Annotated in this window: 13 protein-coding genes; 5 read left to right on the plus strand and 8 right to left on the minus strand. The window is 41.4% G+C overall.

Annotated elements, in window-relative coordinates; all coding sequences use genetic code 11:
- Nucleotides 1–193 precede the first annotated feature (193 nt).
- Complete coding sequence (gene aat / locus CV014_RS22200) at nt 194–769, minus strand: leucyl/phenylalanyl-tRNA--protein transferase (RefSeq protein ID WP_236144008.1); 576 nt, start codon at nt 767–769, stop codon at nt 194–196.
- A gap of 107 nt (nt 770–876) precedes the next feature.
- Here aat and CV014_RS22205 point away from each other — a divergent pair, with 107 nt between their 5' ends.
- Nucleotides 877–1,206: a hypothetical protein gene (locus tag CV014_RS22205; RefSeq protein WP_103140338.1), complete on the plus strand. Its 330-nt coding sequence runs from the start codon at nt 877–879 to the stop codon at nt 1,204–1,206.
- A 73-nt stretch (nt 1,207–1,279) separates the two neighbouring features.
- On the opposite strand, the gene rpsN is transcribed toward CV014_RS22205, so the two are convergent.
- The 3 genes from rpsN to rseP all read right to left on the minus strand — a co-directional run bounded on the left by rpsN (nt 1,280) and on the right by rseP (nt 3,623).
- A complete protein-coding gene (gene rpsN / locus CV014_RS22210; protein ID WP_236144009.1) occupies nt 1,280–1,582 on the minus strand; it encodes a 30S ribosomal protein S14 in 303 nt (100 codons plus the stop codon).
- A 284-nt stretch (nt 1,583–1,866) separates the two neighbouring features.
- On the minus strand, nt 1,867–2,550 hold the full coding sequence (nth, locus tag CV014_RS22215) for an endonuclease III (protein ID WP_236144010.1): 684 nt from the start codon (nt 2,548–2,550) through the stop codon (nt 1,867–1,869).
- Entirely contained in the window at nt 2,526–3,623 is a 1,098-nt protein-coding gene (rseP, locus tag CV014_RS22220) for an RIP metalloprotease RseP (RefSeq protein WP_236144011.1), read from the minus strand. The genes nth and rseP overlap by 25 nt, the downstream gene beginning before the upstream one ends.
- Nucleotides 3,624–3,918: 295 nt before the next feature.
- On the opposite strand from rseP, the gene CV014_RS22225 reads away from it, so the two are divergent.
- Complete coding sequence (locus CV014_RS22225) at nt 3,919–4,425, plus strand: hypothetical protein (protein WP_236144012.1); 507 nt, start codon at nt 3,919–3,921, stop codon at nt 4,423–4,425.
- A 64-nt stretch (nt 4,426–4,489) separates the two neighbouring features.
- On the opposite strand, the gene serS is transcribed toward CV014_RS22225, so the two are convergent.
- Nucleotides 4,490–5,770: a serine--tRNA ligase gene (gene serS / locus CV014_RS22230; RefSeq protein ID WP_236144013.1), complete on the minus strand. Its 1,281-nt coding sequence runs from the start codon at nt 5,768–5,770 to the stop codon at nt 4,490–4,492.
- 141 nt (nt 5,771–5,911) lie between these two features.
- Complete coding sequence (locus CV014_RS22235) at nt 5,912–6,490, minus strand: DUF3611 family protein (protein WP_236144014.1); 579 nt, start codon at nt 6,488–6,490, stop codon at nt 5,912–5,914.
- A gap of 768 nt (nt 6,491–7,258) precedes the next feature.
- Here CV014_RS22235 and CV014_RS22240 point away from each other — a divergent pair.
- On the plus strand, nt 7,259–7,606 hold the full coding sequence (locus tag CV014_RS22240) for a PadR family transcriptional regulator (RefSeq protein WP_236144015.1): 348 nt from the start codon (nt 7,259–7,261) through the stop codon (nt 7,604–7,606).
- 397 nt (nt 7,607–8,003) lie between these two features.
- Nucleotides 8,004–8,534, plus strand: a complete 531-nt coding sequence (locus CV014_RS22245; protein WP_236144016.1) for a cofactor assembly of complex C subunit B — start codon at nt 8,004–8,006, stop codon at nt 8,532–8,534.
- A 657-nt stretch (nt 8,535–9,191) separates the two neighbouring features.
- Here CV014_RS22245 and CV014_RS22250 read toward each other — a convergent pair.
- Nucleotides 9,192–9,509: a DUF3155 domain-containing protein gene (locus tag CV014_RS22250; protein WP_236144017.1), complete on the minus strand. Its 318-nt coding sequence runs from the start codon at nt 9,507–9,509 to the stop codon at nt 9,192–9,194.
- 279 nt (nt 9,510–9,788) lie between these two features.
- On the opposite strand from CV014_RS22250, the gene CV014_RS22255 reads away from it, so the two are divergent.
- Nucleotides 9,789–11,120, plus strand: coding sequence for a sensor histidine kinase (locus CV014_RS22255; protein ID WP_236144018.1), 1,332 nt, complete (start codon nt 9,789–9,791; stop codon nt 11,118–11,120).
- Nucleotides 11,121–11,235: 115 nt separating this feature from the next.
- Here CV014_RS22255 and CV014_RS22260 read toward each other — a convergent pair whose 3' ends face one another.
- Nucleotides 11,236–12,477, minus strand: coding sequence for an S-layer homology domain-containing protein (locus CV014_RS22260; RefSeq protein WP_236144019.1), 1,242 nt, complete (start codon nt 12,475–12,477; stop codon nt 11,236–11,238).
- Nucleotides 12,478–12,932: the final 455 nt, after the last annotated feature.

The raw sequence follows: 12,932 nt of genomic DNA on the forward strand, positions 1-12,932 counted from the left end.
TTGCGGTATTTACTAGTGCTACTTTAATAACTTCACAAAATTTCTTTGAATATTTGATAATAACTAGTCAAACAGTTTGGGAATTTGCAGAAAGTTCCTACGACGGGGTTCCCGCCGTAGGAACGCTACTGGCTACAACGAGAGAAACCCTTTCGGCAGTGGCTCCAAAATTTAAAATCTAAAGTTCGGAGGTTTAAACTAAAGTGCAGGTACTCAATAAAGCCTTTTGCAGTATTACTTGATAGTCTTTATCCTGGATACCGTAAGCACCAAACCTTGCCAAATGGGGGTTCATCATTTGAGCATCAAACAGGACAAATTGCTTGTGGCGTAATCTCTCGACTAACTTGACCATTGCCACTTTAGAACCTTCAGGAATTTGGTAAAACATCGATTCACCAATAAAAGCACCACCGATAACTATGCCTAAAATGCCGCCAGCCAGTTTGTCGCCTTGCCAAGTTTCAAAACTATGGGCAAAACCAGCTTGATGCAGTAAAAAATAGATTTCTCGCAATTCTTCAGAAATCCAAGTGGTGTCTCGGTTAGCGCAACCTGCAACTACAGCCGGAAAGTCTCGGTTAATCGCTACCGTGAACCGTTCTTGATTTAGGACACGCTGCAAAGACTTGGGGTAGCGGAATCGATGATCCAATGGAATCAAAGTGCGATCGCGGCTGGTGTACCATGCCAATCCGGTATCGTCATTAGCCATGAGAAAATAGCCTTGGGCATAGCCTTGTATAATAGCGGCAAGATCATATTGCATAGATTAAAACTAAAAATAAAAAATATCGGAGGAACGCAATTTGATGCCAATAGCCATCCTCTGCGTCCCTCCGTCTTGTTTCTACTGTTACTGTGCCTTGAATAACGATGACACAACCAATACCACCTATCACCCTACCATCCTCAGAAAATCCTCACCTAGAAGGTGAATGGTTAAAAGAGCGTCTATGGCGGTGGCTGGATGCAGAATTTATCCCAGAAGCCATTAATCAAAATATTGCTCAACGCGCTGCACAAATTTTTGTGCGTCAACGCATGGAAGGGGAAAATGACTTAGGCTCTCTTGTGATTGCGATTGTCACAGAGATGCAGGCGTTTGATTTTTCCAAAAGTTTTTATGGAGAGTTTGCGATCGCTAACGCCGTCAGCGATCTACTCTTAGAAAGTCTGGGTATCGACCGTTGTTGCGGACAATAGAAGAGAAAGCGTCTATAGTCCATAGTCCACAGCTATAGCCTACAACTATTAACTATTGACTATTGACTATTGACTACCAGCTAGACTTAACAACTCCAGGTAACAGACCTTCATGCGCCCATTCCCGTAATACGTTCCGAGATAGTCCAAAATCGCGATAAACACCTCTAGGACGACCAGTTAACCAGCAACGGTTACGGCGACGATTAGGCGCGCTGTTACGGGGTAATTGTTGAATTTTGCGATGAATGTCCAGTTTATCTAAAGGAGATTCAGTTGTTCTGAACTCTTCTAACAGAGCTTCCCGTTTAGCGGCATACTTTTCCACCAACTTAGCGCGTTTTTTCTCGCGCTCAATCATACTCTTCTTCGCCATAAATTATCTTACAAACGTAAAGACAGCATTTTCCATTCTACATTTAGTCAAGGCGAATCGTCTCTATTTCTCTGTAATTACTTTGGGTATAGGTTATGGGGCATGGGGCATTGGGCATTGGCGATAACTTTTCCCTTGTCTATCTTGTCTAAGCTAATCGTCACTTAAATTGCATCATTTTCATACTGGCAAAAGCTGTAAACCCTCTCCCCTGCCCCCTGCCCCTCTGCGGCCTCAATGTGCTTTCTTATATGCTTAACAGCTTATGTTGTCTACCCCACCCCCTACCTACCTCCTTCCACCCCAGCTGGGCATAAATCAGCCAACTCACAAGCAACACAAGCCGGAGAACGAGCTTTACACACAGCCCGACCGTGATAAATCAGCCGAATTGACCAATTTTCCCAGTCTGGCTGCGGTAATAACTTCATCAAGTCTTTTTCGATGTGGATAGGATCTGCATACTTAGTTAAACCCAAGCGTTGACTCAGACGTTTAACGTGAGTATCTACAGTCACCCCAGCGTTAATGCCATAAGCATGAGCTAAAACCACATTAGCTGTCTTTCTGGCTACCCCTGGTAACTTTAACAGTTGTTCCATTGTGTTGGGAACTACAGAGTCAAACTCACTGACAATCATTCGACAAGCCGCTTGAATATTTTTGGCTTTATTGCGATAAAACCCTGTAGAACGCACTAAGGTTTCTAACTCTGTTAAGTCAGCATTAGCTAAACTCTCCGCATCAGGAAAACGACTAAATAAAGCGGGTGTAACCTGATTCACTCGTTCATCTGTACACTGAGCAGAGAGAATTGTTGCTACCAACAGTTGTACAGGAGTTGAATAGGTCAAAGAGCAGGTAGCATCAGGATACAGTCGCTTCAGGCGGGTGAGAATTTCTCCAGCCTTTTGCTTTTTAGTTAATGATTTGCGCTTGGTAGTCACTGGAACAATTTTTGCACCCATTCCAACTGGGTAGTTAACTGGGTAGTTTCTTTGACGATGAGGAAAATTCCCAGTCCTAAGAGTAGCACTAAACCAGTTTGCATTACGCCTTCTTGAATGCGATTAGGTAAGGGTTTACCTCGCAAACCTTCAATTAACAAAAATGCCAATTGTCCGCCATCTAAGGCAGGGAGAGGCAAAATATTGATGATAGCCAAGTTGATACTAATTAAAGCCCCGAAAAACAGTAAACTGCCTGTATCATTTTTGGCAATATTCGCTCCCATTTCCACAATTTTCACAGGGCCAGCTACTTGTCCGGCTGTTTCCCCAAAATTAGTAATTAGCTGTCCAAAGCCTTTAAATGTCATGGTGACAATGCGTTGAAACTCATTAGCACCAACACTTAAAGCCTGTACGGGATTACTAATTGTATGACGTTCAACTTTGCCGTTAGGTGCAAGTCCCACCCCAATACTACCGCCATTGGATTTGGCTTCAGGGATGACAGTTACAGATAGCTGTTTGTCACCACGGGCAATTCCTAGTTGAATTGACTGGTTGGGGCTACTTTTAATGATTTGTCTTAAAGTATCTATGCCTTGTAGGGAGTTATCAAACTGTTTTTGATTTGCAGATAGAATCACATCTCCTGCTTGTAGTCCAGCCTTTGTAGCTACATCACTAACTTTTGGTGCTAATTCTTGAATTAATACCCCTGGTTGAGTAGCTTGACCAATACCAATGAAGCTAACTTGGGCTACCAGCAGCATATAAGCAAAAATTAAATTGGCGATGACTCCAGCACTAATGACGATCGCCCGATCTAAAATTGGTCGGTTACGCAGCAAATTTGGGTCATTGGGGGGAATATCGCTATCGGGGTCATCATCAGGAAATCCCACAAAGCCACCCAAAGGAAAAGCGCGGATAGCATACTCGGTTTCTGGGCCTTGGTACTTCCACAGCACAGGGCCAAACCCCAAAGAAAAGCGGTTCACATGGATACCTTGAGAACGGGCTGCAATAAAATGCCCAAACTCATGTACCAAAATTAATACAGCCAAGACTGCGATCGCTGCTAAAACTGACATAGAGCAAATTCATCAAAATATATTGGATATATATTTTTATTGTAGTAGTTAGCGAATGGACGCACAGAATCAACTCATCCAACAGGATAAGGTGATGAGGTGATCGCTAACCAATTTTAGTATCTTCATTTCTCACTTGAGATTGAACTTCAACATTATGAGCTATGACTTCCAAGCATTTAGTTGTCTTTCGCTAAATAACCATAAATTTTCTACGTCTACCTGGGAGTACCCTGACCGAATTTGTGGCTATGACCAGCAGGGACACTCATGGCGAGGAACGGAATTAGTAGCCATGCGTCAAAAAGGTTTGATTATCAAAGAGTGTCCTGAGAAAACAATTTTAGTAGGAGAGAAGGGATGGCTGCTGGGATATATTCGAGAGTGCTTTGATTGCAGATGGTTAGCAAGTAGTTGTTATTTTGTGGACATATTAGAGATAAGCGGTTTCAAAAATGAATTTTACGCAGTTCGATATTTACATCAAGTTATGGAAGCTGCATTCCCAAATATAAAATATGATCCTGTGCCTCCTCTCTGTTGGGAAAATGAAACACTTCTTTCAGAAAGACCTGAACAAGCTATTTTTGAGGAAGATTTGAATGCACTTCTGGGATATATTCAAGAGTGCCATACAGGAATTTGGTGTGCAGCTAGTTGCTACTACCCTAAAAATATGAATCAGATAAAAGTCATTGGGTTTATTAGCGAATTTTATGCAACTCGCTACTTATATCAAATTACAGAATTGGTCTTTCCTAGCATGATTCAAAATATTCCTCATCTTGGGAAAATTTTGTAAATCAGCATTTGTAAATTTTGTAGAGGCGCAAGTTAAACGCCTCTATGAGCCACAAAATACCAAATTACAACACTTCTCTTCCCAAGAAAGGTTGCAAAACTTCTGGTATCAAAACAGTACCATCCTGTTGCTGATAATTCTCTAAAATTGCAGCCATTGTGCGCCCTACAGCTAAACCAGAACCGTTGAGGGTGTGGACAAACTGAGTCCCTTTCTTCCCAACTTCCTTGAACCGGATATCAGCCCGGCGCGCCTGGAAATCTACAAAATTGGAACAACTGGAAATTTCTCTATACTTCCCAGAAGAAGGTAGCCAAACCTCTAAATCATAGGTTTTAGTGGAAGAGAAACCCAAATCCCCGCTACATAAATTAATCACGCGGTAAGGTAACTTGAGAGCCTGTAAAATCGCTTCCGCATTTCCTACCAATTTTTCCAATTCCTCAAAAGAGGTGCTGGGATGCACAAATTTCACCAATTCGACTTTATTGAATTGATGCAAGCGAATTAACCCGCGCATATCACGTCCATAGCTACCCGCCTCTCTACGAAAGCAAGGAGTATAAGCACAGTGGTAAATCGGCAAACTTTCCGCCGCCAGAATTTCTCCCCGATACAGGTTAGTGACGGGTACTTCTGCTGTAGGAATTAACCACAAATCATCATCAGCACATTTAAAACTTTCTTCGGCGAACTTGGGTAATTGACCTGTTGCCGTTAAAGAATCACTATTAACCAAAAGTGGCGGACTGACTTCTACATAACCTGCTTGGGTTTGCATCGTCAGCATGAAGTTAATTAATGCTCTTTCTAAAGCCGCACCAGCCCCGATTAAGTTCACAAAACGACTTTGGGCAACCTTGACGGCTCGCTCTACATTGAGAATACCCAGCTTTTCGCCAATTTCCCAATGTGGCAGAATATTGTGGTTTTGAGGTATGTACTCATCACCCCAACGCCGGACTTCTACGTTATCGTCTTCAGTTTTACCCAAGGGTGTAGCATCACTGGGGATGTTGGGAATGGCGAGAATCAGTTGCTCAATTTCCGCTTTGAGTTCTTTTTCCTTGGGTTCTAGTTCACTGAGTTGAGCTTTAATAGCGTTACCTTCATCCCGCAAGCCTTGAATTTCTTGGTCTTGGGGACTGACACCAGATTTAATTTTCTGCCCAACGAGTTTACCAATTTCATTACTACGCGCTTGCAGTTGGCTACGAGTAATTTCTATATCTCGTTGCTGTCGATCTAACTGCAATATCGGCTCTAGGTCGTATTTACCGCTACGACTGTTTAACCGTTCCTGAATTAGTTGAGGATTTTCCCGTATTTGCTTAATATCCAGCACAGATTTTTCTCAGTCTTTTGCCTACTTCCTGCCAACACATCAGCATATACTGATTTTGACTTGCTATGACAGGAAAAGCAAATACAAAAATTATTATTGCCATGATACTGACGTAAGTGGCGAGTTTTGAATTTGCATCACTTATGAGCGGTTAATGCGATTGAGTAGCCATAGTGAACCGACTAACCCAGCAAAGTGAGCTGACACAGTATTTGTGTTTGCCTGTACTACTAACATATCTAGACCACTGATGATTCTGGTAGGGTCAAAAAACTGCGTTGTTATAGCTTGAGGAGAGATTGACCTAGCTACCAGTGTACCAACGATCGCCTGCGCTCCTAAAAGCGTTACTAGTGTCCCGGCTAAGTTTACCCACAGTCCTAAGCGCAAAACCTGCACTGTCTCCACTTTTCGAGGACGATTGCTAGGGTTTGATGAGAGCAGTTGTCTACCAATTCTGGTGTAACGATATGCCAAATATATCCCACCACCTAAGATGAGAATGCCACAAACTGCTAAAAATACACCGAAACTAGTTCCAGGGTTATTACTAGGACTACCTGCCCTTTGACTGAAAACAGCAAACAACAACACAATAATTCCAGAAACTACACCTAAAACTAATTGAATCCAAAAGCTAATCCAACCTGTGAGGCGAAAAGTTTGGGCAATTGTACGGAGATTTGAGGAAGACGATGGCGTGTCAGAGTTTTGTGACATACAAATCACTTACCTAATAGGCACTTACTTAATTTTATTGAGGACTGACATATATAGGAATCTGATTTGATTCCTGCAAGACTGGTTGAGAGAAGGAACAAAGAACTTGAGGGAGTTTTGTTCAAAAATCAAACATTAATCTTATGGGTAAGTGAACTCGCAAACTGAAATTCAGGAATCTCAATCAATCAAGTTTTTAGACACATATCTCCATAACCTCACTTGGTCAGCTATGCTCATACAACACTTACCAGATTGACGATGAAAATCTCAAGCTCAAATTTCTCAAGGCTGTATATTTTTGATGCTGTCTTTGGGTAAAGAGGGTGTCACCATATCATCATTAGCTATCCAACTATTTGATGATTTGCAGCAAGATATGGATACTAAAAACAAAGTATTGATTAACTTTTACAGATTTACACACAAAATGGCATTTTCCCTGTAAAATTTTTTCGATAGCATCTTACGTTTAAGCAGTTCTAACTAGCTCCGCATTACTTAACACCAAGGTAGTGGCATAATCTACTATCTTGACTGCTCCTCAACACACGAATTAAAGCTTGGGCGGGAGCGTTACTTGTTGACGCTCCTAAAACTTTTGCCGTTTTCCCACGGTTTAAAATCATGGGTTTTCATTTTCGTTTTTACACTTAGGAAATTCTGCCCAAGTAGCACTATATACTTACTCAGACTAGAGTAGCAGCATATACTGACTACAAAGATGTAGATTTCAGCCTAAGCCATACTTTTAGCCATTTACTCACTATGAAACTTGAGGATATATATCAATTCTTTGAGAATCCTCCGCCGACTTATCTCTGTCAAGAGCTAGCAATTTGTTACATTCTGGATGTATTGCTACAAGGTGAATCTTACGGTACTGAGTTGATTCAACAATTAGAAACTGAATACCCCACCTATCGACTTTCTGACACTGTGCTTTACAGTGCAATTAAATTTCTTGAAGACCATCAGGCTATTAATGGGTATTGGAAGAAATTAGAAGGTCGAGGCCGCCCTAGACGGATGTACCAGATTTCTCCAGAATGGGAAGTGCAAGCACAGCGTTTGGCAAAGCTTTGGCGAGATTACATAAGTCTGAGGACAAAGTAAAATCTTACACTTTTGAATTAATCTGTCATTGATGATGCTGTTTGGCTGTTAACTGTCACAAGTTAACAGTCAATCAATTTTATATTTTGGATATTTGGATTGACTGCACCCATAAAGGGATACAGCTTGGGAATTTTAGATTTTAGACGTTCCCTCACACAAAAGACGCGATTATACGAACAACAATCCAAAATCACGCCACTGGCTACAACGCGGTGAACCTACGCCACGCAGTAGCTCCAAAATTTAACATCTAAAATTCGGATTTCCTGGGCATGGTTCACGAAAACATAGGTATTTCAAGACTTAATTCCCATTAAACTTAACTTATATTCATAAATTCAGGATAATGAAGACTGAATAAATCTCCTTGCAGTTAAACAGCACAACCCAATTTATGGATACTGCTACTTTGTCATCTACTTTTCTGCTCACCTTGTTGTTATTGGTTGGTCTGTTTTTCTTTATTCGGGCTGCAACAAAAGACCGCACTCAAACAGCACAACTGATATCTGAGCAAGATGAAGCAGTTTTTATGCCTCAGCTACAAGCCTATTTTCTCTCCCGTGCTTATCGCGTGATAGAGATTGATCAAGTACAAAACCGAGTGGTTTTTGAAGGGTATGTCCAGCCTAGTATATTTTTGGCTGTCTTTTTAACTTTTCTGGCTGCGGTTGGTCTTGTTTGTCTATCGTTGGTTTTATCTTTTCTGTTTCCTCAATTGAGTCCGATTTTTCTGGGACTGTTAATACTTTCACCTGTAAGTGGGATGTTGTACTGGCAAAAGGCTGGACGCATAGAAACAGTTTTGCTGCAATTTGAACCCAAATCTAATACGCAGGAGTCTTTGAGTAGAATCACTGTGACAGCTCATCGTGATGAGCTAGCTGAGTTACAAAAAGCGTTACCCTGGAAGCCTAGCTATTGAACCTCGTAATTTTAGATTTTAAATTTTGGAGCCACTACATTGCGCGGGTTTCCCCTGTTGTAGCAAGTGGCGCGCGCGATTTCGGATTGAGTTTTTTCGGTTCATGTCCCGCAAGACAGTGGGGAAAATAAATCTAAAAATTTTCAATTTAATCTCTAAGCCCCGCATCTTTTTGGTCGGGGTCAATCTAAAATTTAAAATCTAAAATCCAAAATTGTTCGATGCCTCTGATGACCTAAATTCAGAAAAATGTTCTGATTGAGGGTTAAATGCTGAGTAAATAGACAGTAGAGAAGTAGTTATTATAGGTAATGCCATTTTGCCTATTTTCCCTACGGCATGATGTCGTAGGGAAAATCAGCTTATATTGGCAGAGCTGTATCAGCAATCCAGAGGATGAAAGCACATCTTAAAACTCTCGCTTTTGGATACTTTTAGCCCTATTCTGACTACCTTGGGTATGCTATGACCAACAAGCGGGCGATAAAAACCAAAAACTCGATTTTTAGCCGATTGTCTATTTACTGTGGTCTGAATTTACTGGCTAATTCAGTTACAAACTTAAAAAAAATGGAAACTTTGCATAAACTGAGCCAGTTTGCCAGTTAAATGGTTGTCAGAAGTTGCACACAACGCGGTAAGATAACCATTTGTGACTCAGCGACTAGCCACAGCAACTTGTTCCAAACCTGCGGGAGATTCTAGTATCCGCAGGCTAGGAAACAAGAAATGGTTTTCTTCTACGTATTGCGCGCCAAACAGCCCTTTCTCTGCCCAGAAATAGCGGTCTGTAGTGTGTTCGTTTCGCTTTACGAGTAGCAAAGCTGGTGGCAAGATCCCTTCAGCTTGAATGAATTTTCTGGCTGCTGTCACAGGTTTCTCTTCGCCGCTTTCGATGCTATATTGAGGCACGTGTTCTAAAATCCGTCGTCCTTCTTGGCGACGACGACTTTTTCTTTTGCGTCTCCTTGCCAACCTATTTTCCTCCTCTTTCAAGCTATAGATTGTAGTTATAGCTACAAAATCCGTCGTCATTATATAAGTTCTAGTTCAAAAGATCAATAGTTTTTTAACTTTTGATACAGGGAAAATACTCTGATTGACAGTAGATTAATCCCGACTAAAGAAATAAATAATCTCTCAGCGAAAACCATAACTCAAAAGAATTAGTTAAGCTTTATTAAATAGTTGAGAAAAACAAAGACTTTCTTTTATCTTCTCTCAAATTCCGTGATCCTGAACAATAACTGAAAAATGTTAATGTCTGCCAGTTCAGATTTTGTTGCTCTATGCCGGGAGCAAATAGCGTTGTTAACCCAAGGGCTGGGAGCATCTTTAAGCGTGGTTTATTTGGCGCAAGAATTAGTAGACTCTCCCACAGGAGATTCTAAACTAATTCCTGTCGTAGTTTATCCAGAAACAGCCGTTATCCTGCCAGGAGAGGAAATTGTCCTAGCAGCAGCGCAAAAACAGCTAAGAGTGGGAAATTCGCCTCTGATACTGCAACAATCGGCAAGACTCTTGACTCCAGCACCAACAACGGAAACGCCGCCAACTGGACACAGACATTTAGCGGAAGATTTTCTGCTGAGTGGACATCAATTTGTCTTCCCTCTAATTCATGAGGGTGTGATGATGGGATTATTGGTCACAGGTAGGGACGATCGCCCGTGGAATGAACAAGAACAAAACCAGATTCAAACCATTGGGCAAACATTAGCGATCGCCTGTATTCTGGATCAGCGTCGAGCTTGGTTACAAAATCAACTGCATCAACAGCAAATTTTGCAAGAGCAACAGCGAGATTTGTTAGATAACTTATTACATCAGTTTCGTAACCCACTCACCGCTTTACGTACCTTTGGCAAATTGTTACTCAAGCGGTTACGTCCTGGAGATCCTAATCGGGAAGTGGGAGAAAATATCGTCAGAGAAAGCGATCGCCTCAAAGAATTACTGCAAAAATTTGATGAAGTGATTGATTGGGCTAATGTAGATTCAGAATTACTCGCATTACCAAGCAATGACGTATTTGTAGAAGCAACTGTCCAAAAAGAATCTCAGCCAGTATTATTATTACCAGGCACGGGAGATAAGGAAACAGATTGTTCCTTGGCTGAATTATTAACACCATTGCTGGTTTCGGCTCAGGCGATCGCCCAAGAAAGAAATCTCGAATTAATATTAAAAATACCTCAGAATTTGCCTTTAGTTAAAGCTAACATTAAAGCTTTAAATGAAGTATTAAGCAATATCATTGATAATGCCCTCAAATATACTCCGGCTGGCGGTAAAATTTATATTGAAGTAGGACAGGAAAAACCTAACTTTCAAGGTATAGCAGTTAGTGACACTGGCCCTGGTATTCCCCAGGAAGATTTAGCCCATATAGGTGAAAGACATTACCGAGGAGTGCAAGCCCAAACAGAAATTCCAGGTACAGGTTTGGGAATTGCGATCGCTAAACAACTCATCGAACAAATGCAAGGCCAAATCGAAGTTTTCAGCCCAGCAATTAATTCTGCGATCGCTACACCAAATGCACCAGGAACAACTGTGATTATTTGGTTGATAGTTAGTCAATGAAGAGGACAAGGGGCAGGGTGCAGGGGGCAGAGGGAGAACCTCATACATAAATCTACTGTCTCTAGTATCCCTATAGAGGATAAGAATTCCCCCTGCCTATTATGTTGACTATTGACTATCTTGTAGAAACCAGTAAATTTTGATTAATTGTCATTTGTAGGTCTGTGTCTGGGTTGATGGCGATTAAGTCTACACTGTTTCTACCGAAGAATAAGCCAATTAATCCACCGATAGCTGCACCGCCTAAGACCTCCTCAGTGGCGATGGCGCGATCGCCTGTCACCGCAGATACCGCAGCAGCTGCACCTGCACCTAAGACGGTATTTCTGATAATTGCACTGGTGCTAGTACCTTTTCTCACGGTTTCAGTTTTGGTGATGACTTCGGAAGTTGCATTTAAATCGTATTCTTGACCGTTGGTTAATACCAATCTTTGAGCAACGAACTGTGAACCATTAGGGGCGGGTCTGAGTTGACCGATTACTTGGCTACCAGCCGGAACAACTACTGTTCCCTCTTGTGTGACAACGTTTTGTGCGACTGTCAAAGATAAGGGTGCGGTTTCATCCTTTGTCACCAGAATCTTTTCCGCCTTGTCGTACTTGACTGGAATCACTGTCCCTTGGGGAATGGTGACAGAAACGGGTGTAGGGGTTGTGGGTTGGAGGGCGACAACATAGGGTGAGTTGATGGCGGAAGCTTGATTAGAACTAACCAAGGCTTGATAGATAAATGCTGCTACTTGGGCGCGTGTAGCGGTGGCTGTAGGGCTGAGAAACCTGACGTTGGGGTAGTTGACAACAATTTGCCTTTCCGTGGCCGCAGCAATGGGGCTACGGGCATAATTGGCGATGTTAGATGAATCGTTGAAATATTGCAGAGTGCCTTCTACATTACTGCCAGGTGCGTAATCTAAACCATTGGCTAGTGAGACTAATACTTGCTGACGGGGAATGTTTTCGTTTGGTCGGAAACTGTTGCCGGGATATCCTGATAAGAAACCAATAGAGTAGGCTTGTTGAATTGCATTATAAGCCCAATAGTTGCTAGGTACGTCTACAAATCCTATTGCCTGACGTTCTGGTGCTTTTTGAAAAGCTTTATTGACCATTGCGGCAAATTGAGCGCGAGTTACTGGTTCTTCTGGGCGGAAACTGCCATCAGGGAAACCTGCAATCACACCTCGTTGTGATAATTCTCGAATAAATGGTGATGCCCAATAGTTTGATGAAACGTCAGAAAAAGTAGTTTGAGCAAAAGAAGGTGCTGCTACCACAAAAGGTGCAACAGTTCCGGCTGTCACACTTAAAGCCATGAGTGCAGCTGTGCCGGATTGCCAACGATTTAGTCTAAACATAATTTTATTACTCCACACAATTACTTTTTTTCTATGTTAATTTCTTAGACATTTTATACACAAAAAAGTTTCCGTTAATCTGTATTATCTGAAATGATAATCTGTCTATATGTGACAGTTGATATTGTGTTTCATATCCAAAAGACTATGCAATTAGTTATAGTAAAATCACTTATTTATAATTATGATCAATACCAAAGGCAAATGAGTATTTAGTCATGACTTTATATCTAAATAAACTATGACTTTAGTCATAGTTGCAAATAATTAGAATGACTAGAAAAACCAAACTACATTAAACCGCAATATAAAAATAATAGAATTCAGTTCGTAGTAAGGACTTTAGTCCTTTTTTATTCGCGGAGCGTCTCGTAGAGACAACTAAACTTCTCACTACAAAAGTTTAGTTATTTACCCCGTTTTATTTACTGATTTTAGTGCCAGCAATCTGTATA

This window comes from Nostoc sp. CMAA1605, from assembly GCF_021596505.1.
Taxonomy (GTDB): domain Bacteria; phylum Cyanobacteriota; class Cyanobacteriia; order Cyanobacteriales; family Nostocaceae; genus Trichormus.